Origin of the sequence: Pseudomonas sp. W4I3 (assembly GCF_030816195.1) — a bacterium.
In the GTDB taxonomy this organism is placed as follows: Bacteria; Pseudomonadota; Gammaproteobacteria; order Pseudomonadales; family Pseudomonadaceae; genus Aquipseudomonas.
This window is the reverse complement of the sequence record NZ_JAUSXS010000001.1, coordinates 2,154,041-2,180,295: the sequence shown is the minus strand read 5'-3', so window position 1 is coordinate 2,180,295 and position 26,255 is coordinate 2,154,041. Positions and strand designations below refer to the sequence as shown.

27 protein-coding genes, 1 tRNA gene and 3 pseudogenes are annotated in these 26,255 nt (G+C 59.8%); 11 read left to right on the top strand and 20 right to left on the bottom strand.

What is annotated here, in order from left to right; all coding sequences use genetic code 11:
- Positions 1-6: 6 nt before the first annotated feature.
- From QF045_RS09950 to QF045_RS09940, 3 genes are all read right to left on the bottom strand, one after another.
- Entirely contained in the window at positions 7-372 is a 366-nt protein-coding gene (locus QF045_RS09950) for a 5-carboxymethyl-2-hydroxymuconate Delta-isomerase (RefSeq protein ID WP_306492042.1), read from the bottom strand.
- 57 nt (positions 373-429) lie between these two features.
- A complete protein-coding gene (locus QF045_RS09945) occupies positions 430-1,353 on the bottom strand; it encodes a LysR substrate-binding domain-containing protein (RefSeq protein ID WP_124385603.1) in 924 nt (307 codons plus the stop codon).
- 345 nt (positions 1,354-1,698) lie between these two features.
- A complete protein-coding gene (locus QF045_RS09940; protein ID WP_306492041.1) occupies positions 1,699-1,845 on the bottom strand; it encodes a hypothetical protein in 147 nt (48 codons plus the stop codon).
- 198 nt (positions 1,846-2,043) lie between these two features.
- Between QF045_RS09940 and QF045_RS09935 the strand changes: the two genes are divergently transcribed.
- Positions 2,044-3,351 (top strand): MFS transporter, encoded by a 1,308-nt coding sequence (locus tag QF045_RS09935; protein WP_124385599.1) that lies wholly within the window; start codon positions 2,044-2,046, stop codon positions 3,349-3,351.
- Positions 3,348-4,106 carry a substrate-binding domain-containing protein gene (locus QF045_RS09930; RefSeq protein ID WP_306492040.1) on the top strand — a complete coding sequence of 253 codons (759 nt, stop codon included), beginning with the start codon at positions 3,348-3,350 and terminating at the stop codon, positions 4,104-4,106. The genes QF045_RS09935 and QF045_RS09930 overlap by 4 nt, the downstream gene beginning before the upstream one ends.
- Here QF045_RS09930 and QF045_RS09925 read toward each other — a convergent pair.
- Complete coding sequence (locus QF045_RS09925) at positions 4,098-5,000, bottom strand: LysR family transcriptional regulator (RefSeq protein WP_306492039.1); 903 nt, start codon at positions 4,998-5,000, stop codon at positions 4,098-4,100. The two genes, QF045_RS09930 and QF045_RS09925, sit on opposite strands and share 9 nt — an antisense overlap.
- Before the next feature lie 331 nt (positions 5,001-5,331).
- Between QF045_RS09925 and QF045_RS09920 the strand changes: the two genes are divergently transcribed.
- The 3 genes from QF045_RS09920 (at position 5,332) to QF045_RS09910 (ending at position 7,367) form a co-directional block, all read left to right on the top strand.
- Positions 5,332-5,613 carry a type II toxin-antitoxin system ParD family antitoxin gene (locus tag QF045_RS09920; RefSeq protein WP_306494876.1) on the top strand — a complete coding sequence of 94 codons (282 nt, stop codon included), beginning with the start codon at positions 5,332-5,334 and terminating at the stop codon, positions 5,611-5,613.
- Entirely contained in the window at positions 5,610-5,927 is a 318-nt protein-coding gene (locus QF045_RS09915; RefSeq protein ID WP_306492038.1) for a type II toxin-antitoxin system RelE/ParE family toxin, read from the top strand. The genes QF045_RS09920 and QF045_RS09915 overlap by 4 nt, the downstream gene beginning before the upstream one ends.
- A gap of 213 nt (positions 5,928-6,140) precedes the next feature.
- On the top strand, positions 6,141-7,367 hold the full coding sequence (locus tag QF045_RS09910) for an MFS transporter (protein ID WP_306492037.1): 1,227 nt from the start codon (positions 6,141-6,143) through the stop codon (positions 7,365-7,367).
- A gap of 401 nt (positions 7,368-7,768) precedes the next feature.
- Here the strand turns inward: QF045_RS09910 and QF045_RS09905 are convergent.
- The 7 genes and pseudogenes from QF045_RS09905 to dapA all read right to left on the bottom strand — a co-directional run bounded on the left by QF045_RS09905 (position 7,769) and on the right by dapA (position 12,408).
- Positions 7,769-8,213: pseudogene (locus tag QF045_RS09905) on the bottom strand (DUF86 domain-containing protein).
- Entirely contained in the window at positions 8,203-8,598 is a 396-nt protein-coding gene (locus QF045_RS09900; protein WP_306492036.1) for a nucleotidyltransferase domain-containing protein, read from the bottom strand. The pseudogene QF045_RS09905 and the gene QF045_RS09900 overlap by 11 nt, the downstream one beginning before the upstream one ends.
- A gap of 121 nt (positions 8,599-8,719) precedes the next feature.
- Positions 8,720-8,809: transfer RNA gene (locus QF045_RS09895), tRNA-Ser, on the bottom strand.
- 83 nt (positions 8,810-8,892) lie between these two features.
- Complete coding sequence (purC, locus tag QF045_RS09890) at positions 8,893-9,606, bottom strand: phosphoribosylaminoimidazolesuccinocarboxamide synthase (protein WP_003172493.1); 714 nt, start codon at positions 9,604-9,606, stop codon at positions 8,893-8,895.
- 27 nt (positions 9,607-9,633) lie between these two features.
- Positions 9,634-10,392 (bottom strand): MBL fold metallo-hydrolase, encoded by a 759-nt coding sequence (locus tag QF045_RS09885; protein WP_306492035.1) that lies wholly within the window; start codon positions 10,390-10,392, stop codon positions 9,634-9,636.
- Between the two features lie 4 nt (positions 10,393-10,396).
- Positions 10,397-11,512: an outer membrane protein assembly factor BamC gene (bamC, locus tag QF045_RS09880; RefSeq protein WP_306492034.1), complete on the bottom strand. Its 1,116-nt coding sequence runs from the start codon at positions 11,510-11,512 to the stop codon at positions 10,397-10,399.
- 17 nt (positions 11,513-11,529) lie between these two features.
- Positions 11,530-12,408 (bottom strand): 4-hydroxy-tetrahydrodipicolinate synthase, encoded by an 879-nt coding sequence (gene dapA / locus QF045_RS09875; protein ID WP_306492033.1) that lies wholly within the window; start codon positions 12,406-12,408, stop codon positions 11,530-11,532.
- Between the two features lie 262 nt (positions 12,409-12,670).
- Here dapA and QF045_RS09870 point away from each other — a divergent pair, with 262 nt between their 5' ends.
- Together QF045_RS09870 and QF045_RS09865 are read left to right on the top strand one after the other, a co-directional pair.
- Entirely contained in the window at positions 12,671-13,231 is a 561-nt protein-coding gene (locus QF045_RS09870; protein WP_003189463.1) for a glycine cleavage system protein R, read from the top strand.
- 10 nt (positions 13,232-13,241) lie between these two features.
- A complete protein-coding gene (locus tag QF045_RS09865; protein WP_306492032.1) occupies positions 13,242-13,715 on the top strand; it encodes a peroxiredoxin in 474 nt (157 codons plus the stop codon).
- 11 nt (positions 13,716-13,726) lie between these two features.
- Here the strand turns inward: QF045_RS09865 and QF045_RS09860 are convergent, their stop codons facing one another.
- A complete protein-coding gene (locus tag QF045_RS09860; protein WP_306492031.1) occupies positions 13,727-13,966 on the bottom strand; it encodes a sulfurtransferase TusA family protein in 240 nt (79 codons plus the stop codon).
- Between the two features lie 95 nt (positions 13,967-14,061).
- Between QF045_RS09860 and QF045_RS09855 the strand changes: the two genes are divergently transcribed.
- On the top strand, positions 14,062-15,495 hold the full coding sequence (locus tag QF045_RS09855; RefSeq protein ID WP_306492030.1) for a M48 family metalloprotease: 1,434 nt from the start codon (positions 14,062-14,064) through the stop codon (positions 15,493-15,495).
- A 67-nt stretch (positions 15,496-15,562) separates the two neighbouring features.
- Here QF045_RS09855 and QF045_RS09850 read toward each other — a convergent pair whose 3' ends face one another.
- From QF045_RS09850 to rpoE, 4 genes and pseudogenes are all read right to left on the bottom strand, one after another.
- Entirely contained in the window at positions 15,563-17,002 is a 1,440-nt protein-coding gene (locus QF045_RS09850) for a DegQ family serine endoprotease (protein WP_306492029.1), read from the bottom strand.
- A gap of 252 nt (positions 17,003-17,254) precedes the next feature.
- Positions 17,255-18,216: pseudogene (locus QF045_RS09845) on the bottom strand (MucB/RseB C-terminal domain-containing protein).
- A gap of 16 nt (positions 18,217-18,232) precedes the next feature.
- Positions 18,233-18,820, bottom strand: a complete 588-nt coding sequence (locus tag QF045_RS09840; protein WP_124385582.1) for a sigma-E factor negative regulatory protein — start codon at positions 18,818-18,820, stop codon at positions 18,233-18,235.
- A 32-nt stretch (positions 18,821-18,852) separates the two neighbouring features.
- Positions 18,853-19,434, bottom strand: coding sequence for an RNA polymerase sigma factor RpoE (gene rpoE / locus QF045_RS09835; RefSeq protein ID WP_003172477.1), 582 nt, complete (start codon positions 19,432-19,434; stop codon positions 18,853-18,855).
- Positions 19,435-19,895: 461 nt separating this feature from the next.
- Here rpoE and nadB point away from each other — a divergent pair, with 461 nt between their 5' ends.
- Positions 19,896-21,512 (top strand): L-aspartate oxidase, encoded by a 1,617-nt coding sequence (gene nadB / locus QF045_RS09830; RefSeq protein WP_306492028.1) that lies wholly within the window; start codon positions 19,896-19,898, stop codon positions 21,510-21,512.
- Here nadB and QF045_RS09825 read toward each other — a convergent pair.
- Together QF045_RS09825 and QF045_RS09820 are read right to left on the bottom strand one after the other, a co-directional pair.
- A complete protein-coding gene (locus QF045_RS09825; protein WP_306492027.1) occupies positions 21,481-21,927 on the bottom strand; it encodes a protein YgfX in 447 nt (148 codons plus the stop codon). The genes nadB and QF045_RS09825 overlap by 32 nt on opposite strands.
- Complete coding sequence (locus QF045_RS09820) at positions 21,911-22,165, bottom strand: succinate dehydrogenase assembly factor 2 (RefSeq protein ID WP_049709510.1); 255 nt, start codon at positions 22,163-22,165, stop codon at positions 21,911-21,913. The genes QF045_RS09825 and QF045_RS09820 overlap by 17 nt, the downstream gene beginning before the upstream one ends.
- A 140-nt stretch (positions 22,166-22,305) precedes the next feature.
- Here QF045_RS09820 and QF045_RS09815 point away from each other — a divergent pair.
- Positions 22,306-23,248: pseudogene (locus tag QF045_RS09815) on the top strand (folate-binding protein YgfZ).
- A gap of 37 nt (positions 23,249-23,285) precedes the next feature.
- On the top strand, positions 23,286-24,107 hold the full coding sequence (locus QF045_RS09810) for an HDOD domain-containing protein (protein ID WP_306492026.1): 822 nt from the start codon (positions 23,286-23,288) through the stop codon (positions 24,105-24,107).
- Here QF045_RS09810 and QF045_RS09805 read toward each other — a convergent pair whose 3' ends face one another.
- Positions 24,108-25,493: a sensor histidine kinase gene (locus QF045_RS09805; protein ID WP_306492025.1), complete on the bottom strand. Its 1,386-nt coding sequence runs from the start codon at positions 25,491-25,493 to the stop codon at positions 24,108-24,110.
- Positions 25,486-26,157, bottom strand: a complete 672-nt coding sequence (locus tag QF045_RS09800; RefSeq protein ID WP_306492024.1) for a response regulator — start codon at positions 26,155-26,157, stop codon at positions 25,486-25,488. The genes QF045_RS09805 and QF045_RS09800 overlap by 8 nt, the downstream gene beginning before the upstream one ends.
- Positions 26,158-26,255 lie beyond the last annotated feature (98 nt).

Below are 26,255 nucleotides of genomic sequence, written 5' to 3'. Positions count from 1 at the left end.
CAGCTGTTAACTCCCCACTGCTTCTTTGCTATAGGCGTCGCGGTCCATATCCCGCAGTTCGACGCTCAGTTGCACCTGCACACCCTCAGGCCAGGGGCCCAGGTCCTGCAGCACCGCCAGCAGGCTTTGCGACAGTTGCTGCTTGATCTGCGGCGAGCGCCCACTGAGCAATGCCAAGCGTACCGCGACAAAAGCCCGCGCGCCCAAGCCGGTGCCTACGCGAAAGCTCTCGACTTTCACCGTACGGCTCTTGATGTCGAACTCGGCGCCAAACTGACCGGAAGCCACCAGCGCATGGTTAAGGCGCAACAGAGCCTTATCGGTGTCCAGTTGCGCCAGGTTGGCGGTGTATTCCAAGTGCAGATGTGGCATGGGTTTCTCCGATTTTTTTGTAGGAAGTTGGCTGAATATACAACAAGCAAGCAGGCCTCAGACCTGTAAGCCGAGCCCTCGATCACTCATGAACGCCTCCAGTCGCGAGCGCATCCAGCGTTCCGCCGGGTCGGTGTCGACGTGGCTGAGCCAGACCATCGACAAGTCCAGGGTCGGCGTCTCAAATGGAAACGCCTCGCAGAACAGATTCCCGCCAGCGGCCATGGCCTGGGCGGTGTAGTCCGGCAGGCTGGCGATCATGTCGGTGCCGGCGAGCAACGCCGGAAGCGAACTGTATTGCGGCACCGACAGCACCACGTGCCGCTTGCGGCCGATCTCCGCCAGCCATTCATCGGCAAACCCGGCCACGTTGGCGGTGTGGGACACCAGCACATGGGGCCGTGCGCAATATTCATCGAGGGTCAGCGGTGTATCGGATGCATCGGCGCGCAGCAGGCAAGGCCGGATATGACGCAACAGCTTACGCTTGGCATTGGCTGGCAGGCCGCGGGTCTGGGTGATGCCGACGGTGATATCGCCGGAGGCCAGCAGGTCGGGAATGCGCCAGTAATCCACATGCTGCACGACGAACACCACCTGCGGCGCTTCCTGGCGCAGCGCCCGCAGCAACGGCGGCAGCAGACCGAATTCAACATCATCGGACAGGCCGATACGAAAGGTCATGGTGCTGATGGACGGGTCAAAATCGTGGGTCAGGCTCAAGGCCGACGACAGCGAATCCAGCGCCGGCGACAAGTGCTGGATAATTTCCTCGGCGCGCGCGGTGGGTTCCATGCGATGCCCGACACGGATGAACAACGGGTCGTTGAACAACGTGCGCAGACGATTGAGGGCCGAACTGATGGTCGGCTGGCCGAGAAACAGCTTCTCCGCTACACGCGTCACGTTGCGCTCGAGCATCAGCGCTTCGAAGACCACCATCAGGTTGATATCAGCCTTGCGTAATTCATTGCGATTCATCGGCGCCTGCCCCTTCCCCAAGACAAGCCGCAGTTTAGAAAGGCAATGGGGCGGCGTCTATGTCGGTAGACGCATCAGTTTTATTTGGGCGCAGGTTTTATGGGCTCCCGGAAAGATTTATAGCCATTGTGAAAGCTGGGCTTGCCCTGATGTGAGGTGAAAACCGTAGCCGTGGCGAGGAAGCTTGCTGCCGCTGGACTGCGCAGCAGGCCCATTGTTTAGGGCCGCTTCGCGACCCAGCGGGAGCAAGCTCCCTCGCCACAGGTTACTTCTCGCTTGGGCTGCTTCCTGTTGACCCGCATTAGGGCAAGCCCACCCCACAATTTGTACGCCTTGGTTTGCAACTCAAGGTTTCAGCGGAAACTCCTGATCCCGCTCGGAGAGCTCCGTGCCGTCGTCCGGGTGCTTCCAGGTTTGCGGTTTTTCTTCCTCAGGCCACTGCCGGGGTTGCTCGCTCTCCTGCTCGTTGTGCTGCTTCGGTTCATTGCCCATAGCCACCTCCCATCCATAAGAATTGGACACAGTTTCAAGCATAGAACAAGGACCGGCTTTCAGCAGGGCGCTTCGATTGATAGCTATGGCGCATCAATCTATCCAAATTTGTCACTTATCATTTCTAAATGTGTCAGCCACTATCCCAAGTCTTAAGCGAAACAAGCACTTTAAAAAGAACGCTGGAGACACAAAACCATGACTAGCCCTTCCCGGCCTGCGGCTGCCCCCTCAAAAGTAGGCGCCGTATTGCGCGTCACTTCGGGCAACTTCCTCGAACAGTTCGATTTCTTTCTGTTCGGGTTCTACGCCACCTACATCGCTGCTGCCTTCTTCCCCGCCGCCAACGAATTTGCATCCTTGATGATGACCTTTGCCGTGTTCGGTGCAGGCTTCCTGATGCGTCCGTTGGGCGCGATCATTCTGGGTGCCTATATCGATGACGTGGGACGGCGCAAAGGCCTGATCGTAACCCTGTCGATCATGGCCAGCGGCACGCTGTTGATCGTGCTGGTGCCCGGTTATCACACCATTGGCCTATGGGCGCCGTTGCTGGTGCTGCTGGGTCGTCTGTTGCAGGGCTTCTCGGCCGGTGCGGAACTGGGCGGTGTGTCGGTGTACCTGTCCGAGATGGCCACGCCTGGTCGCAAGGGCTTCTACACCAGTTGGCAGTCGGGCAGTCAGCAGATCTCCATCGTGGTCGCCGCCGCACTGGGCTATGGCTTGAATGTCTGGATGGAACCGGCCGTCGTTGCCGACTGGGGCTGGCGCATCCCGTTCGCCGTCGGTTGCGTGATCATTCCGTTTATCTTCGTGCTGCGACGTAACCTGCAGGAAACCGAAGAGTTCGCCAAACGCAAACATCGCCCGACCATGCGTGAAGTCATGGCCACCCTGGTGAAAAACTGGACCGTGGTGATTGGCGGCATGCTGATGGTGGCGATGACCACCACCGCGTTCTACCTGATCACCGTGTACGCCCCCACCTTCGGCAAGACCGTGCTGCAACTGAGCACCTCCGATGCGCTGCTGGTGACCTTGCTGGTGGCGGTGTCCAACTTCGTCTGGCTACCGATCGGCGGCACCCTGAGCGACCGCTTTGGCCGCAAGCCGGTACTGATCGCCATGACCGTGTTGACCGTTCTCACGGCTTATCCAGCGTTGTCCTACGTGGTCAACGCGCCAAGCTTTGCACACATGCTGGAAACCCTGCTGTGGTTCTCCTTCCTCTACGGCATGTACAACGGCGCAATGATCCCGGCACTGACTGAAATCATGCCGGTGGAAGTGCGCGTTGCCGGCTTCTCCCTGGCCTACAGCCTGGCCACCGCGGTTTTCGGTGGCTTCACGCCTGCGATCTCCACGTGGTTCATTCACATCACCGAAGACAAGGCTTCGCCAGCCTACTGGATGATGTTCGCTGCGCTGTGCGCGCTGTGTTCTACCCTGGCGCTGTATCGCCGTGCCAACACCCGTGGCCAGGTCATGCAGGGGGCCGCGCAATGAAGCCGCTGTTCAAAACCCTCACCGCCATGGTGCTCGGCGCCCTGGCGCTGTCAGCCCAGGCTGAAGAACTTAAGGTGATGACCTCCGGTGGCTTCACCGCCGCGTATAAATTGCTCGGCCCGCAATATGCCAAGCATAGCGGTGACACCCTCGACACCATTCTCGGCCCGTCAATGGGCAAGGCGCCGGAAGCGATTCCCAACCGCCTGGCCCGTGGTGAGCATGCTGATGTGGTGATCATGGTCGGCTACGCTCTGGATGAGCTGATCAAACAAGGCAAGGTCGACCCCGCCTCACGCGTGGAACTGGCGGATTCGCGGATTGGCTTGGTGGTGAAGGAAGGTGCGGTCAAACCTTCCATCGGCACCGATGCCGAACTCAAGGCCGTGTTGAGCAAGGCCAAGTCGGTGGCGTACTCGGACAGCGCCAGCGGTGTGTATGTGGAGAAAGAGCTGTTCAAAAAGCTCGGCATGCCGGCCAAGGGCACCATGATCGAACGCGTACCGGTGGGCGAGCAGGTGGCCAAGGGTGACTACGAAGTCGGCTTGCAGCAGGTGGCGGAATTATTGCCGGTCAAGGGCGTGACGTTTGTCGGCAAGATCCCGGAAGACGTGCAGTCCGTTACGCGTTTTGCAGCGGGCATTCCGGTCAATGCCGAACACCCGGAAGAGGCCAAGGCGCTGCTGCAGTTCATGGCATCGCCCGAAGCTCAACCGGTGGTGCAATCCACCGGCCTGGACTCGGTGTCACGCTGAGCGAAACGGCATCTCCCGCACTAATCGTTCCAACTCCAGCGCCGCTGGCGGCAATGTCCGCCCGCGGCGCTTGATCAAGCCCACATTGCGCATCACGTGCGGCTCCACCAGCGGCACGCTCACCAGAATTGGGTGTTCGCACGCCGGCATTGCAATCGACGGCACCATTGCCACGCCCAACCCCGCCTCCACCAAACCGATCATCGTGGTCACGTGGTGGGTCTCGCAGATACTCGGTTTTTTCACGCGTACACCGCGCAGGGCCTGGTCCAGCAGGAAGCGGTTGCCCGAGGTTTTGTCCACGGTGATGTAGTCATGCTCGTAGGCTTCGGTCCACGTCACGCTCTCACGCGTGGCCAACGGATGGTCACGCCGACAGGCCAGTACATAACGCTCCTGCAGCAACAACTCGAACTCCACTTCATCAGCCAGGCTGCCGCTGAAGCTCACGCCAAAATCCGCTTCGCCACTTTCTACCGCGTTGCACACCTCACCGGCACTGGCATCCAGTACCCGCAGGCGAATCTTCGGATACAGCTTGTGGAATTCGGAAATGACATGGGGCATGAAGTAGTACGCGGTGGACGGCACGCAGGCAATGGTGACGTTGCCCATGCGCGTGGACGCGACGTTGCTGATGCCCATCAAGGCAATGTCGAGGTCGTCTAGCATACGTTCGACCTGGGGCAGGAACGCCCGCCCGACCATGGTCAGGCTGACCCTGCGCGTGGTGCGTTCGAACAGCTTTACATCGAGTGCGGACTCAAGCTTTTCGATACGTCGGCTGAGGGCCGGCTGCGAGATTCGGATGGCTTCGGCGGCGCCGCGAAAACTGCCCTTGTCTACGACTGCGCGGAAGGCTTGGAGGTCGTTGAGGTCGAAGTTGATGATCACGGGAGGGAGCCAAAGTGGTCGGGATGGCGAGCATTATCGTATGGGAGCCGGTGGGACGCCACGCGTGCCGGGACGGCTTTGTCCGGATAACCCTGTTACACATATCGAGTCATACATATCAGCAGGTTATCAGCCGCCCACGACCACGCAACCGCCAAAACAGGTCAATACTTGCGGCCTGACTAACACAACAGGAGATGTAGTACTCATGGAAACCTATCAGTTCTGGATGGACGAAGAGACGCCGGATATCGGCATCGATCAGTTGCTTCTTGCATCGCGCCAATGGTCAAGTAGGATTGAATCCTACCCACTGCCGGCGGACACCCCAATGCGTTCAACCCAGCAAATGAGCATCACGCTTCCTCTCGAAATGGCTGCTCTGGTCAAAGCCAAGGTGGCTTGCGGCGAATATGCCACTGAAAGCGAAGTGATTCGCGACGGTCTGCGAGCGCTGCTGGCGCGTGACCGTGCCATGGAAAACTGGCTGAGGGATGAAGTCATTCCCGCAGCGACCGCCCTCGAGGCTGAGCCGGAGCTCGGGTTGTCCGCTGAGCAGGTGCGCGCACATATGGCAGTCAAGCGCCAGCGCAGAGGCACAGGGAAAGCGTGAGCCACTCGGTCGTCTTTTCGCCTGAGGTCCTGGCGCAACTCGATGCCCTGGAAGATTACATCAGCGATGTCGGCTCCCCATCCGTAGCCGCGCGTTTCATAGACAACCTCGTCGGCCACTGCGAAAGCCTTGCCCTGTTTCCCTTGCGTGGCGTGCGCCGCGACGACCTGCTGACAGGCTTGCGCATCACTCATTATCGTCGCAGTACACTCATTGCATTCAGGGTGAGGCCTGATTGCAAAACGGTATCCATCGTGGGCGTATTTTACGGGGGGCAAGACTACGCTGCGCTATTGCAGGGAGATGGAAATTAACACCAACGATGGATGAAAACAGCCTGCTGAAACTGATCAGCAGGCCTTTCGTTCACAGTGCCGATTGAACAACCGACTCCTCGTCACATCGATAGCACTGATGATTACTATCGAAACGAGCGCCTGCTCGATTGCCGATACTGATTCCTATAATCCCTTCCAAATTCCCTTCCCGCCTGGCTTCAGGCGAACTTCCTCCTGGAACCCAATCCCATGCCAAGCGCGAGCCAGGCCCCTAGCGGGCTTCCCGAACATAATCAACAAAGCGTCAAACAGCAGTGGCTGGCGATTCTTTCGGTCGCCGTGGGCGCTTTTGCCTTGGTGACCAGCGAATTTCTCCCGGTGGGCGTGCTCAACGATGTCGCCAGCGACCTGGGCATCAGCGCTGGTCACGCGGGCTTGATGGTGACACTGCCCGGTATCATGGCCGCCCTCGCCGCGCCGTTTCTGTCGGTGAGCATCGGCGCGATGGACCGTCGCTATTTGCTGATCGGTCTGACGCTGGTGATGATCATCGCCAACTCAGTGGTGGCCTTCGCCAGTGACTTCAGCCTGCTGCTGTTCGGCCGCGTCTTGCTCGGCATCAGCATTGGTGGCTTCTGGGCGACGGCCATCGCGCTCAGCGGGCGACTGGCGCCCAAGGGCGTGGGGGTTGCGAAAGCCACTTCGATCATCATGATGGGCGTGACCCTGGCCACCGTATTGGGCGTGCCTGTGGGTACCTGGCTCAGTGGCCTGATGGGCTGGCGCATGACCTTTCTGGTCACCGCGCTGGTGGGCATTCCGGTGCTGCTGGCGCAGGTCTTCCTGCTGCCCCGACTCACCCCGGAAAAAGCCATTCAGGTCCGCGACCTGCCGGCCCTGTTTATCAACCCTCAAGCTCGGGTGGGGTTGATCGCCGTCTTGCTGATCGGCCTGGCACACTTCGCCGCTTACACCTATGTCGCCCCGTTTTTCAAACACAGTTCAGGCTTTGACGGGCCGACCATTGGTTCACTATTGCTGCTGTATGGCGTGGCGGGCGTGATGGGTAATATCTTCGCTGGCTTCGCCGCCAACCGCAGCGTACGCAACACCCTGCTGCTGGTTGCGCTGATGATCGGCACCAGCACCGCGCTGTTCCCCTACTTCGCCACCGGCATGACCGGTGCAGCCATGCTGATCGCCCTTTGGGGCTTCGCCTTCGGTGCGTTCCCGGCCTGCGCCAGCATCTGGATGTTCGTCGTGGCGCCCAAGGACGTAGAGCGTGGCATGCCACTGTTTGTGGCGCTGTTTCAGGTGATCATCGCCCTGGGCTCGTTCTTCGGTGGGCGCATCGTCGATCAGATGGGTAGCTCGGTGTTGTTGAGCCTGGCCACGGTGTTGGTGGGATGTGGTTTTGCCACCGTACTGGTGCTCGGGCGTAAGGTGAGCAATAGCCTGGTGGCGCAGCCCTGCTGACCCGATAGGCGTGACTGAATAACCTGCTGAGCGTTGAGTTCAGCAGGCTTTTTTATTTCGGGTGCGGGAGATGATTGAACCCGCTTTTGAAAAGCCTGGTAACCACAATTCCCGCAGTAACGCTGGTGCGCGTAAGTGCCTCGGCTAACCTGAAAAGGTCGCTGATGTGGCGACGTACTGCAAGGAGCTTATATGCCAACGAAATATCGGGATGCGGTTACGGGAGAGTATGTGACGGAGGATGAGGCGAAGAAGAGGCCGCGGGAAACGGTGAGGGAAACGGATAAAAAGCCATCAGCAAAATCACAGAGTAAGAAATCGAAGCTTCAGGCGTCGCACTGAAACCACTGACCGCGTGGCCCCTCCCACTTCAAAGGCTTGCTCCATGGCGCAGTAACGTGTCATGGAGGAGCTTTTGAAGCGCCTGGCTGACCAGAGTCCCTGGTTAAAACCTGTGAGCTGAAGGCCAGAAAGTCGCCCAAGTGTTTGGTAATGATCGCAACCGTGATCGGCAGCTGCAGCGTTTGATACTCATGCACTGCGATATTGCGGAAACCAACCATATTTTTCAGATTGGTCAACAAGGAAGGGTTCACCCATCCGCCCTGTGCCAGCAGCTCGAACACGTCACGAGCTCCCTGGGGAACGCCAAGACGCTCGCGGCGGATAAGATGCTGTCCCATGTCCAGAGCGGCTTCACAGGCGCGCTGAATGTTCAAAATGGCCGCATCCTGACGAGTAAGATCGGTGGCAAAACTGGCGGGGGCCTTTTTCGTATTCCTCGCGAGCCCGAGCAACGCAACGTTCGATGCTGGCCGCCTTGTTAATGAGTACATCATCGGCCATATACCGTCCCGTCCTTATGAATGTCGACTAGCAGCCCAGCCCTGGCAGAATCCAGCGCAGTCTTCTCGCTGAGAATATAACTTTCAAAAATACCGGCCTGGCTGTCTTTACTCCAGAGTCGACGCCCCGTGGTTATAACCTGGTATTGCATGACCGTCGAAGCCGCACGCAAGTCCAGCAGGTCGACAGGGGCTTTGACGATATCCGCCAACTCTCCGGATAAACGCCACAATTGTAGGGGGTCGATGCTCCCTTCTATCAGCACAGCCACGTCGAGATCGCTGTCAGCATTCGCATCGCCCGTGACTCGGCTGCCAAAGACGTACACAGCCAACAGCCCCGCAAGATTCGCCTGCAAATGCGTGAGCACTTTTTCAAAATTCATGACCGACCCGCACTGCCATCAGGTGATGACGACCGTAGCAGAATTCACCCGGGGATTTCTGCTACAAAAACAAAAACCCCCAATAACATCTAAGCTATTGGGGGTTTTCGTTTATAAATAATGGCGGAGAGATAGGGATTCGAACCCTAGGTACCGGTGAAGGTACAACGGATTTCGAATCCGTCCCATTCGGCCACTCTGGCATCTCTCCAACGGCGCGCATCATAACAGCATGGTTCGTGGATGCAAAGCGCCGAAGCGGTTTTTTTCCGTGCTATCAGATGCTTGCGTCGATTACAGCGGTACGCCGAGACGATTGGCGACTTCTTCGTAAGCTTCGATGACGTCACCGAGGCCCTGGCGGAAGCGGTCTTTGTCCATCTTCTTCTTGGTGTCTTTGTCCCACAGGCGGCAGCCGTCGGGGCTGAACTCGTCGCCCAGGACGATGGAACCGTCGTGGAAAACGCCGAATTCGAGTTTGAAATCCACCAGCAACAGGCCGGCGTCGTCGAACAGCTTGCTCAGCACATCGTTGACCTTGAGGGACAACTCTTTCATGCGCGCCAGTTGTTCAGCGGTGCCCCAGCCGAAGGCCACGACGTGGGATTCGTTGATGAACGGGTCGCCCTTGGCGTCGTCCTTCAGGAACAGTTCGAAGGTGTAAGGATTGAGCTTTAGGCCCTCCTCCACGCCCAGGCGCTTGACCAGGCTGCCGGCAGCGTAGTTACGCACGACGCATTCGACCGGGATCATGTCGAGTTTCTTGACCAGGCACTCGTTGTCGCCGAGCAGTTTGTCGAACTGAGTCGGAATACCGGCCTCTTCGAGTTTCTGCATGATGAAGGCGTTGAACTTGTTGTTTACCATGCCCTTGCGATCAAGTTGTTCGATGCGCTTGCCGTCGAACGCCGAGGTGTCGTTGCGAAACAGCAGGATCAGGCGGTTGGCGTCGTCGGTCTTGTATACCGACTTGGCTTTGCCGCGGTAGAGTTCTTCACGTTTTTCCATGATGGGCTCCGCTTTGAGTGAGGTGGGCTAGGCGATGTGTCGCCAGTCGAGCCCTGAATCTTGATCGGCCAGTTGCAGCCAGTCCGGGTCGCACCCTAGGGTGTCGACAAAACATTGCCGGGCAAGCGTCGGCAGGTTGTTCTTGCTGCTCAGGTGGGCCAGGACCAGGTGTTGCAGGTCTTGCCAGCCCAACTCGTACACCAGGTACGCCGCCTGGTGGTTGTTCAAATGTCCCAGCTCGCCACCCACCCGCTGCTTGAGAAAGTAGGGGTAATGACCGCGAGCCAGCAGGTCTCGGCAGTGATTGGACTCGATCATCAAGGCATCGAGGTCGCGGTAACCGTCCAGCACCTTGGCACAGTAGGACCCGAGGTCAGTGAGTACACCGAAGCGCCGCTCGCCGTCACTGAATACATATTGCGTGGGTTCCTGGGCGTCGTGAGCCACCGCGACAACATTGATGCTCAGGGCACCGATCTGCAATTGCTCGCCACCGGCCAGGAAACCTGCGGGCTCAATGGGTTTGCGCATCCCGCGCAACGTGCCGCGACTCAAGTACACCGGAAGATTGTAGCGCCGAGACAGCAAACCCACGCCATGCACGTGATCGGCATGTTCGTGGGTCACCAAAATCGCGCTCAGTTGCGCAGGATGAACCCCCAGGCGCAGCAGGCGCCGCTCGGTTTCTCTTAACGAGAAACCACAATCCACCAGTACGTACGTATCGTCGTGGGCGACCAGCGTGCCGTTCCCTTGGCTACCGCTACCGAGAACAGCAAAACGCATCGGATCAGCCCAGGTTGTCCTGAATCACGCCCAACACTTTGCGCGCTGTTTCAGCTGGCGCGACGGTATTGATGTTCTTCTCGACGGTGACTTGAACGCTTTCGCCGACCTTGCTCAAACGAACCTGGTAACGCTCGGCGCGGGTCTCGACTTCTTCCTTGGTCGGCTGACTGCCGAACAACTTGCCGAAGAAACCTGGCTCGTCGTCTTTTTTCTCGGCCTTTTCAGCCACGTTGATGTAATACAGGCCCAGGCTGCGGTTGATGTCTTCAACCCGCCAAGGGCCCTGCTCCAACGCGCGCCCCACACTGGCCCAGGCACGGTCCAGGTCTTCACCCAGGTTCAGCACCACGTTGCCGCTGCCGTCTTCGGTAAGGCTGACGCGGCTAGGGGTGTCGTAATCACGTGCGGCGAGCAGGGAAACCGAGCCGCCTTTCTCGGAGATGCGGCTCATGCTGGCGAGCATCTCGTCGACCAGCGCGGCGTCGACGCCGGTATTGACCGAGCGGTTGGTGAAATCGACGTTGGCGGTGCTGCCGGCAGGACGCTCGGCGCTGACCACATAGACTTCACTGGTATTACGTTGCACGCCAGGCTCGATGCGCACACGCACTCGGGCTTCGTTATCGGCAGCTACACCACTGGCCTGCAGACGCTGGGCCATGTTGGCGGACAGTTCGCTGCCGTGTTGCCAGGCTGTGGTGAACTCGCCGGTCTGCGGACGCTGCTGGTCGAGACGGAAACCGTTGTCCTGGAAGAACTGCACGGCCACCGGCCAGACTTCGGCGGGTGGGCGCTGAGCCACGATCCAGCGGTTGTCACCGCTCTTTTGCAGGCTGTAGTCGCTGGCATCGGCCACCGCCGTGATCGGCTGTGGGCGTGGCACCACGTACTCACCCTTGACGGTGTCGTCGGCGACATTGCGCGGAATCGGAAGCAACGGGTCGAGGCGCTTGGCGACGCTCACGTCAGGCGGCAGTTGCATGGGTTTGGTTGCTTGCGCTTCCAGGTAATCGCTGCCACGGTCACGGAAGTAGCCTTCCGGGCCCCATACCCAACCGCAGCCACTGGTGCTGGAGATAATCAAGGCAAGTGCGGAAAGTCCGGCCAATCGCTTCATGCGTAGTGCTTCCTCAATTAAACCAGGACGCCGGACTGGCGCAGGGCCTGTCGCAGCGGTTCGTGACAGGCTTCGCTGAGCGGGGTGAGCGGCAGACGGATACCGTCCGGCATCAGGCCCATCTCAAAAAGCGCCCATTTCACGGGAATAGGGTTGGATTCGATAAACAGTGTCTTGTTGAGCGGCATGAGCTTCTCGTGGATCGCACGCGCGGTCGCGGCGTCACCGGCAATGGCGGCGGCGCACATTTCGCTCATGGCGCGCGGGGCGACGTTGGCGGTCACGGAAATGTTGCCCTTGCCACCCAGCAGGATCAGCTCGACCGCAGTGGCGTCGTCACCGGAATACAGCAGGAAATCGCTGCTCACGCCGGCCAGGATGTCCTTGGCGCGCTGCAGATCGCCAGTGGCTTCCTTGATACCGATGATGTTCGGCACGGTGGACAGGCGGATCACCGTCTCGGCTTTCATGTCGCACGCGGTGCGGCCGGGTACGTTGTAGAGGATCTGCGGGATGTCGACAGCTTCGGCAATGGTGCGAAAGTGCTGGTACAGGCCTTCCTGAGTCGGCTTGTTGTAGTACGGCGTCACCAGCAGGCAGGCATCGGCGCCGGCCTTCTTGGCGTTGCGGGTCAGTTCGATCGCTTCACGCGTCGAGTTGGCGCCGGTACCGGCGATCACGGCGATGCGGCCCGCAACGCGCTTGACCACGAACTCGATCACCTGGATGTGTTCTTCCACATCGAGGGTGGCCGACTCACCTGTGGTGCCGACCGCCACGATGGCGTTGGTGCCTTCTTGCAGGTGGAAGTCCACCAGTTTGCCCAGGCTGTCCCAGTCGAGATGACCTTGTGCATCCATGGGTGTGACCAGTGCCACCATACTGCCCGCAATCATGCAACCGCTCCTGCCGGAAAAAGAGAGCCGTAATGGTACTGGCGCCAAGATGCTTGTACAAGCGAAGTACCGTGCGAGGATGCGTTCTGGCGCAACTAAACGACAGGCAATGCCATCATTAGGCCTAGGCACCACTTCAAGCGGGTCGTTCACGTAATGAAAACGCCACCTCCTAGCCCTTGGCGATGGTTTTCGCTACCCTTGATCCTTTGATCGATACAGCTCTGGCGGTATCGACCGCTCATCGCTTTAGGAAGGCTGCATGTCCACCCCCACAGTTCGCGAACAATTCCTTGTTATCAGTGCCCTCGGCGCCAACCCCATGGAGCTGACCAACGTCCTGTGCCGCGCCAGCCATGAAAACCGCTGCGCCGTGGTGACCTCCCGCCTGACCCGCCATGGCGAGTGCAGTGCGCTGGTGCTGCAAATTTCCGGCAGCTGGGACGCCCTCGCACGCCTGGAGACCGGCCTGCCGGGCCTGGCCAAGAAGCACGACTTCACCGTTAACGTGGTACGCAGCGCAGCCCTGGAAAATCGCCCGCAGGCCTTGCCTTACGTGGCGTATGTCAGTTCGGCCTATCGCTCGGACATCGTCAACGAGCTGTGCCAGTTCTTCATCGACCACAACGTCGAGTTGGAGAACCTCACCTGCGACACCTACCAGGCGCCACAAACCGGCGGCACCATGCTCAACGCCACCTTCACCGTGACCTTGCCGGCCGGCGTGCAGATCAGCTGGTTGCGCGACCAGTTCCTGGATTTCGCCGACGCCCTGAACCTTGACGCCCTGATCGAGCCTTGGCGCCCACAGAACCCCATGTAAGGACGTATATATGCCGGTAGCCATCGACACACCCGTAGCCGATTTCGAAGCCCAGGCCACCAGCGGCCAGACCTTCAGCCTTGCCGCCCTCAAGGGCAAGCAAGTGGTGATCTATTTCTACCCCAAGGACAGCACCCCGGGTTGCACCACCGAGGGCCAGGGTTTTCGTGATCAATACGCCGCATTCAAGGCTGCCAATACCGAAGTGTTTGGCGTTTCGCGCGACAGCGTTAAGTCCCACGAGAACTTCAAGGGCAAGCAGGCATTTCCGTTCGAACTGATCAGCGACAAGGACGAAGCGGTATGTCAGCTGTTTGATGTGATCAAGCTGAAAAAGCTATACGGCAAGGAATACTTGGGCGTGGATCGCAGCACCTTTCTGATCGACAGCGAAGGCGTACTGCGCCAGGAATGGCGCGGCGTGAAAGTGCCCGGGCATGTGGACGCGGTTCTGGCGGCGGCACAGGCACTGAACAAGGCCTGACCTAGCGGGCATCAGGCCTTGCGTAACCAGTAACGGTACACACCTGCTGCCTCGTCTTCCTGGACCAGCGTATGGCCCGCCAGCTTGGCGAAGGTCCGAAAATCGCGCTGGGAGCCTGCGTCGGTGGCGGTCACCTTGAGTACGTCGCCGCTGGCCAGTCGATTGAGCTCCAGCTTGGCCTTGAGCAAGGGCAACGGACAGTTGAGGCCGCTGGCATCGAGTTCGGCGTCAAAGGCTACAGCGTCGGTCATGGTGTTACTCCAGGCAAACATTTGAGCTGCTTAGAATATCTGGTCCGAAGCTCAGTGTCCGGCTACAGTAAGCTCTTTGTCGAAAGGCTTCGTGCATGAATTTTTTGCGCCCTACCCTGCTGACGCTGGCCTGCCTGCTGGCCTCCCCGGCCTTCGCTGACGAGCTGCCGTCACTCGGCGACGCCAGTTCTGCCATTGTCTCCCCACAACAGGAATATCAATTGGGCCGCGCATGGCTGGCCTACCTGCGGGGCCAGGTCTCGCAGCTCAATGACCCGCAGCTCAAGGATTACGTCGAAACCAGCGTGTACAAGCTGGTGGAGACCAGCCAGGTCAATGACCGGCGCCTGGAATTCATTCTGATCAACAGCCCTCAGCTCAACGCCTTCGCGGCGCCCGGCGGGATCGTCGGGGTCAATGGTGGCCTGTTCCTCAATGCCCAGACCGAAGGCGAATACGCATCGGTGCTGGCCCACGAGTTGGCGCACTTATCCCAGCGTCACTTTGCCCGAGGCGTGGAAGCGCAGTCGCGCATGCAGATCCCGATGATGGCGGCCCTGCTCGGCGGCATCATTGCTGCCGCAGCCGGTGCTGGCGATGCAGGCATTGCCGCGATTGCCGGCTCCCAGGCCGCCGCGATCCAGGAGCAACGTCGATTCTCCCGGCAGAATGAACAGGAAGCCGACCGTATCGGCATTCTCAACCTGGAGAAAGCCGGCTACGACCCGCGCTCAATGCCCACCATGTTCGAGCGCCTGATGCGCCAGTATCGCTTCGACGCCAAACCACCGGAATTTCTGTTGACTCACCCGGTGACAGAATCGCGGATCGCCGACACCCGTAACCGCGCCGAGCAGGCCAAACCCGGTGGAAAGGAAGACAGCCTGCGCTATCAACTGATCCGCGCGCGGGTGCAGTTGAAGTACGAAGACACGCCAGGCCTCGCCGCCAAGCGTTTCCAGGCACAGCTAGACGAGAATCCGAAGAACGATGTGGCGCGCTATGGCCTGGCCATCGCCCAGATCAAAGGCACACAGCTCAAGGAAGCGCGGGAAAGCCTGGCGCCGTTGCTGGCCAAATCGCCCAACGATATCACCTACAACCTGGCGCAGATCGAGCTGGATATCACCAGCAATCGCATGCCGGACGCACAACAACGCACTGACCGCATGCTTACCCAGTATCCGAGCAACTATCCGCTGAACCAGGTCCGCGTAGACCTGTTGCTGAAGCAGAACCGTACGGCTGATGCGGAAAAAGCCCTGGATGGCTTGCTCAAGTCGCGCCCGGATGATCCAGACGTGTGGTATCAGGTCGCCGAAACGCGCGGCTTGTCGGGCAACATCATTGGATTGCACCAGGCACGCGCCGAGTATTTCGCCTTGGTGGGCGACTTCCAGCAGGCCATTCAGCAGTTGGACTTTGCCAAGCGTCGCGCCGGCAATAATTTCCCGTTGTCCTCGCGAATCGATGCGCGCCAGCGTGAGTTGATTGAGCAGGAACGCCTGGTGAAAGGGATGATGAGCTAAACCCATCGCCCACAAAAAAGCCCCGCTATCGTTTACCGATAGCGGGGCTTTTTATTGGGCTGGAAAGTTACTCGGCCAGCTTGAAGGTGATGAAGCTCGCACGCCCTTGACGCAGCACGCGCATCGACACCGAGCGATTCTTCGGCAACGCCTTGGCGATGTCGGTGAACTCCTTGGTGTTATCGATTGCCTGGTTGTTCAGGTGGGTGATCACGTCGCCCGGCTGCAGGCCGATCAACGCGGCTGGGCCGTCCTGAACTTCCTTGATTACAACGCCACTCTTGAGGTCGTAGGTTTTCTTCTGCTCGGCAGTCAGCTCAACCACGGCAATGCCCAGGCGGTTGCTGCTGCGCTCCGCACCTGGCTTGGCGTTACCCAGGGCGTCCAGGGTCGCGCCCTCTTCCGGGATTGCGCCGACGGTGAGTTCGACATTCTGACGCTTGCCGTCACGAATCACTTCCAGCTTGGCTTTGCTGCCGGCCTTGAGCGCGCCTACCAGATGCGGCAAGTCGGCCGACATGATGATCGGCTGGCCGTTCATGCTCAGGATCACGTCGCCAACCTGCAGGCCACCTTTGGCAGCCGGGCCGTCATCCTGGATCTGCGCGACCAGCGCGCCTGCCGGCTTATCGAGACCGAAAGACTCTGCAAGATCCTTGTTCACTTCCTGAATCACCACGCCCAGCCAACCGCGACTCACTTTGCCACCGGCTTTGAGCTGATTGGAGACGTCCATGGCCACGTCGATCGGAATCGCGAAAGACACCCCCATAAAACCACCGGAACGGGTGTAGATCTGCGAGTTGATCCCTACCACTTCGCCCGCCAGGTTGAACAACGGACCACCGGAGTTGCCCGGGTTGATCGGCACGTCGGTCTGGATGAACGGCACATAGTTTTCATTGGGCAGGCTGCGGCCAATGGCGCTGACGATGCCTTGGGTGACGGTATGGTCAAACCCGAACGGCGAACCGATCGCCACCACCCATTGGCCCGCTTTCAGGTCCTGGGACTTGCCCAGCTTGAGCACCGGCAAGTCTTTGCCTTCGATTTTCAGCAAGGCCACGTCGGAACGTGGGTCGGTGCCGACCAGCTTGGCTTTCAACTCACTGCGATCGGCCAGGCGCACGAGGATCTCGTCAGCATCGGCAATCACGTGGTTGTTGGTCAGGATATAACCATCAGGCGAGATGATGAACCCGGAACCCAGAGACTGTGCTTCGCGCTGCCCACCGCCACCACCACGCGGCGAGCGCGGTTGCGGCATGCCTCGTTCGAAGAACTCGCGCAGCATCGGCGGCAGGCCTTCAAGGTCAGGCATCTGCTGGTTCGAAACTTTGCGATCCGGCAACTTCTGCGTGGTACTGATATTCACCACCGCAGGTGAGGCCTGCTCCACCAGTTGGGTGAAGTCAGGCAGCTCGACCGCTTGCGCGGGCACGGCCTGACCCAGCACCAGCACCGTGGCGACTATGGATAGGTAAGACTTCAAACGTGGTATCGACATACAGCTCCCGTTACGACGAGCAGGGTTGAGCGACAGGGTTCAAAAAGACGCCGGAAACGCGACCGACTCTTCATGTTCCGCGAACAAAACAAGGCCAGGGCCGAGAAGCCCTGACCTATAAAAAACATACGGATTTTTTGCAAGTGAAAATGCTGATCCAGACATTTCATGCTCTCGGTACGCGCTCTGACATGGGCGCAGCGTGCAACATGGCGCAGCGTGCAACATCAGGATGAACACTGGATTAACGACTCACGGCTTGGCTGCGTTCTTTTCACCGCGAACCGACAACGCGATGCGCTCGGCAGTGCCGATTGGGATTTCCCCCCCACTACGGTTACCATCATTTCGCCGTCCACCGTATTCAGGTGCCGAGACACCGCAACCGTAGGTCCAAGCTGAGTGCGGGTCTCCGGCACGCTTGCGCCTTCGGTCGATTCAAGAAATATCGAGAAATGTGCGAGCCCATCGTCATACATCAAGCTGTCGATGGTGGACTTGGTCTGTAGATCTTTGCGAGATGTACTGTTGGTCAGCTCAAAGCCAGGGGGCAACCAATCCAGGTGCCACGCATTGGAAGCGGTTGCTTGCGCTGCCTTGCCGCGGCCAACCGCAACCGGCGTGCATTCACCACTGGGCTGCAAATCGCGATCAGAGGGAATTGCGGACGTATTCAATCGAACGAATTGAAAGCGCTCCAGCAGTTGACCCTGCTCGCTGAGTAGCAACGACTTGAGCGGTAATGCCGTCTCACGATCCAGGTGGAGTTCGAAACCATAACGGTAATGGTCACGCGGGGTAATCGAAACAATCACCGCATTACGACCGGCCACGCGAGATTTGCCAATGATGGCCAAGTCATAGAATTGATTGAGTTTTTGCGGGTCCAGCGAACGTGAAGCAGTGTCACGGGAGTTTCCCATGCCGGCCACAAGAGTGCCGCTTACACATTGGGTATTACCGTCTACTCGCACGACTTCCTGAGCAGAGCCATCAAGCTGCAATAGCCGCTCGCGAACCTGTCCATTCTGGACACGTTGCCAGATGTCATGGGTAGAAAAACTACCGTTACGCTCGTAGATGAACGTACCTTGAAAGCTTTGCTGCTGCTCTGCACGCCCAAGTCGAATCAGCCAGTCTTGGGCGTCATCGGCATGGGCGGGTACTGCAAACCAACTACTGAGCAAAAGCGTAAGGAGCGGTATGGCGCGCATAGGGCTCCTTAGCGGTTCAGCGGTTTTCCAGGCTTGCTGCGCGAGCGTATGGCAGAGCACTTTCAGCATTCTTCCCGGCCGCTTCCTGTGCGTGTTGGCGCAGGTAGCCTGGTAGACGCTGATCCTGCCATCCGGATTGCCCTTGGAGTACACCGTTAGCCATAGGGCCAGCGGTATCAGAGCTTTCCTTGTAGCCAGCCAGTACAGCCGGGCCTTTGACCTGCGGACCGGCCATGACCGGTTGCTGAGTCTGCTGGGCCAGTTCGGCACCCGCAATTTCGTCCTGGTTGTACAGACGAACACCTGCCAGTACGGCGACGGTCACCGAAGCAGCGACTGCCAGACGACCCAGGCTACGCCATGGACCACGAGCAGCTTTTGCCGGAACGGCTTCATCGGCCAGCGCGGCAGAAACGGCCGCAGCAATATCCAGACGAGGGATTAGAAGATCCTTGTGCATCACCGCCCGAGCGACTTGGTAACGAGACCAGGTATCACGGGTTTCGGCATCATCAAATGCGTTGAGCACTCGACGAAGTTCCAGTTCATCCGCTTCGTTATCCATCACTGCGGACAGCGATTCCTGCAGGGCATCACGACTCATGGCGGTTCCTCTCTTGGCTGTCGCCGCTGTCTTTAGTTTTCCTGCAACAACGGTTGCAAGGCTTTGTCGATGGCTTCCCGGGCCCGGAAAATCCGTGACCTTACAGTCCCCACCGGACATTGCATGACGCTCGCAATGTCTTCATAACTCAGACCATCGAATTCACGTAAAGTTAACGCCGTACGTAAATCTTCTGGCAGTTGCTGAATTGTTCGATGAACGGTTCCCTCGATTTCGTCGCGCAGCAATGCTCGCTCCGGCGACTCGAGATCTTTGAGGCCGTGATCACCATCGTAGAATTCAGCATCTTCTGAACTGACATCACTGTCTGGTGGGCGGCGGCCGCGAGACACCAGATAGTTCTTCGCCGTGTTGATGGCGATGCGGTACAGCCACGTATAAAACGCACTGTCACCGCGAAAATTGCCCAGTGCACGGTAAGCCTTGATAAAGGCTTCCTGTGCAACGTCCTGCGCTTCATGGGTGTCGTGCACAAACCGCACGATCAACCCGAGAATTTTGTGCTGATATTTCAGCACTAGCAGATCAAATGCTCGCTTGTCGCCGCGTTGTACGCGCTCGACCAGCTGCTGATCCTCTTCCTGGGTTAGCATGAACACTCCTCGTTGTGCTCGAAGGAGGCTTGCATAACTAAACGATCAGGCTTGCAAACATAGACTCGGGCTTTTCGCAAAAGTTCTCCCCCTTCAAGCAAGTTTCCGGCACGCACTGATTTGGCACACACGAAAAACGCAGCTCAGGCAACGCCGGCTGCGCGAATAATCTTGTCGCCGGTCTTCTGACGCGTCCAATGCTCCCGACGGGCCAATAAACTCAACGTTTTCCCAGCTTTCGGGCAACCTGCTATTGAGTCGGGGCTTATGCAAAAAGTTCCCGCTCGCTGACTGGCTGTTTAACCAAAGCTGTGCACCGTAATCTCACAATGCCACGAATGCCTGGCTATTGTGCCGCTCCACCCCTCTATATACTAGTGGCCCGTGTGCCCCTTTGATTCGCCGATCCAGGCGTCCTGCTTGCGCCTCCTCTTCGGATCGCTTTTTGCGGAATCCATTCAATGAGCCAACAGTTTCAACACGATGTTCTGGTGATCGGCAGCGGCGCCGCCGGCTTGAGCCTGGCACTGACCCTCCCCAGCCACTTGCGTATTGCCGTACTGAGCAAAGGCGACCTGGCCAACGGTTCTACATTCTGGGCCCAGGGCGGCGTCGCTGCCGTGCTGGACGACACCGACACCGTACAGTCCCATGTCGAAGACACCCTCAATGCCGGCGGTGGCCTGTGCAATGAGGACGCGGTGCGCTTCACGGTCGAGCATAGCCGCGAAGCCATCCAATGGCTGATCGACCAGGGGGTGCCTTTCACACGCGACGAGCATTCAGGCAACGACGATGGCGGTTTCGAGTTTCACCTGACCCGCGAAGGCGGCCATAGCCACCGCCGTATCATCCATGCCGCCGACGCCACCGGCGCCGCGATCTTCAAGACCTTGCTCGACCAGGCCCGCCAACGCCCCAACATCGAGTTATTGGAGCAACGCGTGGCCGTTGACCTGATCACCGAAAAGCGCCTGGGCCTCAGCGGTGAGCGCTGCCTCGGCGCCTACGTGCTCAACCGCACCAGCGGCGAAGTCGACACCTACGGCGCACGCTTCACCATTCTCGCCTCCGGTGGGGCAGCCAAGGTCTACCTCTATACCAGCAACCCCGACGGCGCCTGCGGTGACGGCATTGCCATGGCCTGGCGCTCGGGCTGCCGAGTGGCGAACCTGGAATTCAACCAGTTTCACCCCACTTGCCTGTATCACCCCCAAGCCAAGAGTTTCCTCATCACCGAGGCCCTGCGCGGTGAAGGCGCGCACCTGAAGTTGCCCAACGGCGAACGCTTCATGCAACGCTTCGACCCACGCGCAGAACTGGCGCCGCGCGACATCGTCGCCCGCGCCATTGACCATGAAATGAAACGCCTGGGCATCGACTGCGTCTACCTGGACATCAGCCACAAACCGGAAGCCTTCATCAAGACGCACTTCCCCACCGTCTACGAACGCTGCCTGACCTTCAACATCGACATCACCAAAGGCCCGATCCCGGTGGTGCCCGCCGCGCATTACACCTGCGGCGGCGTGATGGTCGACCAGCATGGCCGCACCGACGTGCCCGGCCTGTACGCCATCGGCGAAACCAGCTTCACCGGCCTGCACGGCGCCAATCGCATGGCCAGCAACTCGTTGCTCGAATGCTTTGTGTACGCGCGTTCCGCGGCGGCGGACATCCTTGAACAATTGCCGCGCGTCCCGGTGCCGGCCGCCCTGCCGCGCTGGGATGCCAGCCAGGTGACGGATTCGGACGAAGACGTGATCATCGCGCACAACTGGGACGAGCTGCGGCGTTTCATGTGGGACTACGTGGGAATCGTGCGCACCAACAAGCGCCTGCAACGGGCACAGCACCGGGTGCGTTTGCTGCTGGATGAAATCGACGAGTTTTACAGCAACTATAAAGTCAGCCGCGACCTGATCGAACTGCGCAACCTGGCTCAAGTCGCCGAGCTGATGATTCGCTCGGCCATGGAGCGCAAGGAAAGCCGCGGCCTGCATTACACCCTCGACTACCCGCAGATGCTGCCCGAGGCCCGCGACACTATTCTGGTGCCAGCCACCTACGGCGACTGAACTTCAAGCGTACGCGCAGGCGCCGGTGCATATCGGCGGTCTGCGCATCGCGGGGCATGCATGTCGAGCGCACCCAGCGCTCACCCTGCACGCGATAACGCAGCACTACCACCAGCGGTAGCGCCAGGCTGTCGGGCCGTAACTGCACGCTGTGCCAGCCGCGTTCGGCGCTGAACAATTGCCAGCCGTCATCGTCGCGGCGCAGGCCCTGCACCGACGAGCGGTGAGTCAGCAGGACATGCCGCGGCAACACCCAGGCGGCATGGGCCACGCACACCAGCATGCCCAGGGAGGCGAAAGGAAGGTCGACAGCCAGGCAGGCACCCAACGCGAACAGCTGGGCAAACAGATACGCCGCCAGCAACAGCCGGGAGGCCTGCCAGCGGCATTCGAAACGGTTACTTGGGCTGGACACGATCCAGGATCATCCGAACCATGCGCTGCAGTTCCGGGTCTTCCGATTCGGCGCGCTCCATGAACCAGCCGAACATGTCCTGGTCTTCGCATTCCAGCAGCCGTACGTAAAGGTCGCGATCGACCTTGTTGAGCGTCGCGTAGACTTCTTTGGTGAAAGGCACCAGCAACACGTCCAATTCCAGCATGCCGCGACGGCTGTGCCAGTAGAGGCGATTGATTTCTACATCTTCGACCATGGAGCGCTCCTCAAATAGAGCGCGAGTATACAGGCACGACGGCACCGGAACAGTCGGCTTTGGTCGCGCCCCATGGAAACTATGCATTTGCCGGGCGCCCCTCTATGATGCACCTATGACTTTTTAACCTGCGATGACCCATGGCCGACTCTGCTTTTTTCTGCCCACTGACCCATGAAGGCGTTCTTGCCGTCCGCGGCGCTGACGCTGCCAAGTTCCTGCAGGGCCAACTGACCTGCAACCTCAATTACCTGAGTGACACCCAGGCCAGCCTGGGCGCGCGCTGCACGCAAAAAGGCCGGATGCAGTCGAGTTTTCGCATCCTGTTACAAGGTGACGGCGTGTTGCTGGCCATGGCCAGCGAACTGCTCGAACCGCAACTGGCGGACCTGAAGAAATACGCAGTGTTCTCCAAATCCAAACTCACCGACGAAAGCGCCGCCTGGGTGCGTTTCGGCCTGGCAAATGCCGACCAGGCCCTGTCCGCGCTTGGCCTGGCGTTACCGGTCGAGACTGACAGCGTAGCGCGCACCGAGGCGCTGATCGCCATCCGCGTATCGCCTGGCCGCGCCGAACTCTGGGCGCCCGCCGAACAGGCCGACCAACTGCGCAACCAATTAGCGGCAACCCTGCCGCAAGCCGATCTGAACGAATGGCTGCTGGGCGCAAATCCGCGCCGGCATCGGTCAGGTGATGCCACAGACCCGCGAACTGTTCATCCCGCAGATGCTCAACCTGCAAGCCGTGGGCGGTGTCAGCTTCAAGAAAGGCTGCTACACCGGCCAGGAAATCGTTGCGCGCATGCAGTACCTGGGCAAGCTCAAACGCCGACTCTACCGCCTGAGCCTGGCAGCCGCCGAGCTACCCGAACCGGGCACCGCGCTGTTTTCCCCCAGCCATAACAGTTCGGTCGGCGAAGTGGTCATTGCGGCAAAAGCCGACCAGTCCATTGAACTTCTCGCCGTGTTGCAAGCCGAAGCTGCCGACCATGGCGACGTGCGCCTGGGCAGCCTGGAAGGCCCCGGCCTGCAAATGCTCGACCTGCCCTACCCGTTGGATCGTGACCGCGAGATCCAGCGTTAACCGCCGCACTTTTTTGTAGCACCCCTAGAGAGCATGAATGAACAAGCTGGCGGAAAAAGTCCAACAGGCTTTGATGAAGGCCATCGACAACGATGACCTGGTTCTGCCGACATTACCGGAGGTGGCCCTGAAAATTCGTCAGGCCGCCGAAGACCCGGAAATCAGCATCAGCCACTTGAGTAAAGTGATCAGTCGCGATACCGCGCTGTCGGCGCGCCTGATCAAAGTGGTCAACAGCCCGTTGCTGAGGGCGACCCAGGAAGTCACCGACCTGCACACAGCCATCACACGGCTCGGCACCAATTACAGCAGCAACCTGGCCATCGGCCTGGTCATGGAGCAGATCTTCCACGCCCGCTCCGAGGTGGTAGAACAGAAAATGCGCGATGTGTGGCGCCGCAGTCTGGAGGTGGCGGGCGTCAGCTATGCCTTGTGTCGCCGGTACAGCCATCTCAAGCCGGACCAGGCGGCTCTGGGCGGCCTGGTGCACCAGATCGGCGTGCTGCCGATCCTCACCTACGCCGAAGACCATTACGAGCTGCTGTCCGACCCGGTCAGCCTCAACCACGTGATCGACAGCATTCACCCGGTTTTGGGCGACAAGTTGCTCGGTGGCTGGGACTTCCCTGAAATGCTGGCAAAACTGCCGGGCCAGTACCTCAGCCTGGAACGCGACAGCGCCCAGCTCGACTACATCGACCTGGTGCAGATCGCCGTGCTGTATTGTCACCACAACACCGAACACCCCTTGGCGAAAGTCGACGTGACCCTGGTGCCGGCCATGCAAAAACTGCGGATTGATCCCTACAGCGAGACATTGCGTCTTGAGCTGGACGAAGCACGTTCGATGTTCTACTGATCAACCAGCGATAAAGCTCACTCGCACTTTCAACCCCGCTGACTCGCCGTCATGCAGGCTGATCTGCGCCAGATGCGCACGGCAGATCTCCCCGACAATCGCCAGCCCCAGGCCCGACCCCATACCCTGCTGACTGCGCCGATAAAAACGCTCGAACACCCGGTCCCGCTCATCCAGCGGGATACCCGGACCATCGTCTTCTACCTCCAGCACCGCCGGCGCCGTCACCCGCAAAATCACGTTACCACCCGGTGGGGTATGAGCCAGCGCGTTGTCCACCAGGTTGCTCAATAGCTCATTGAGCAGCGTCGGCTCGCCGCGCAGCCACACCGGCTCGTCCGCCTCCAATGCCAAGGCAACACCCCGCGCATGGGCCAACGGCGCCATGGCCATGCCCAGTTCCCGGGCCAATTGACTGAGGTCGAGCAACTGCGCGCCGCCTTCGGCAATGGCCCTGGCGCCGTTTTCGATGCGGGCCAGGGACAGCAACTGATTAGCCAGGTGAGTGAGACGGTCGGTGCCCTGGGCGGCGGTTTCCAGGGTGCTGCGCCACGTGGCCGGTTCTTCGGCGCGCAGGCCCAGCTCCAGGCGGGCCTTGAGCGCGGCCAGAGGCGTGCGCAACTCGTGGGCGGCGTCGGCAATGAACTGCGCCTGGCGTTCGAACTGGCCGCGCAGGCGTTCGGTGAAATGATTGAGAGAACGCACCAGCGGGCCGAACTCATCCTGCACCTCCACCAGCGGCAAGGGTCGCAGGTCGTCAGGCTGACGTTCCTCCACCGCCGTGCGCAGGCGCTCCAGCGGACGCAGCGCCGCGCTGACGGCAAACCACACCAGCAACAGCGCACCAATGGCAAGCATGCCCAGGCGCAACAAGGTGTCGGCCATCAGACTGCGGGCCATGGCGACGCGCGCTTCGTCCGTTTCCGCCACACGGATCTCCGCCATGCCGTTCATGTTCGGCTCGGAGACGGCCTTGAGCAGGCTCACCACACGCACCGGCTGGCCCTGGTACACGGCGTCGTAGAACCGCGCCAGGGCCGGGTAATCATCCGTGCGCGGCGTGCCGGGCGGCGGACCGGGAAGATTTTCGTAGCCGGATATCAGCTTTTGGTCGATGTCATTGACCTGGTAATAGATACGCCCGGCACTGTCGTAGGCAAAGGTGTCCAGGGCCACGTAGGGCACGTTGGCACTGAGCGTGCCGTCCACTTGGGTCAAGCCGGCGGCAATGGTGCGCGCCGAGGCCAGCAGCGTGCGGTCGTAGGCGGTGTCGGCCGCTTCGCGACCATTCCAGTAGGCACTCATGCCGCTGGCAAGCATCAGCAGCACGAGCAGCAATGCCAGGTTCCACAGCAGGCGCCAACGCAGGCTGCTGGGCTTATGCATCGCGGGCTTCCAGCAGGTAGCCCAGGCCACGGAAGGTAACAATGGCGATGGGCTGGCCGTCGAGTTTCTTGCGCAGGCGGTGCACGTAAATTTCGATCGCGTCGGGGCTGGCTTCTTCGTCGAGACCGAACACCTGCGAAGCCAGTTGCTCCTTGCTCATTACGCGGCCGGGCCGGGCGATCAGTGCTTCAAGCACCGCTTGCTCGCGGGAGGTCAGCGTGAGCAATTCGCCACCGACCGTGAAGCGCCGCGTGTCGAGGTCGTAAACCAGCACGCCGCACGCCTGCTGGCGCTCACCGCCCAGCACGCTGCGCCGTAGCAGCGCCTTGACCCGCGCTTCCAGTTCCGTCAGCTCGAACGGTTTGGCAAGGTAATCGTCGGCCCCCAGATTCAAGCCATGCACGCGGTCTTTGACATCGCTGCGCGCCGTCAGCATCAACACCGGCAAGTTTTTTCCGCGGGCCCGCAAGCGCGCCAGCACCTCGAAACCATCCATGCGCGGTAGCCCCACATCGAGAATCGCCGCCGCGTAGTCCTCGCTGCTCAAGGCCAGGTCCGCAGCCACGCCATCGTGCAGCACGTCGACGGTCAAACCCGTGCTCTTGAGCGCCTGGGCGACACTTTCGGCGAGCTGCAAATGGTCTTCAACCAGAAGGACGCGCATGGATTTCTACCTCGTTCAGGAGTGGTCAACGCCACGCTTTGGCGGGCAGTTTACAGGCGCAACCTGCCCTGTGAAGCCCGAAAACATTGAAAGGCAAC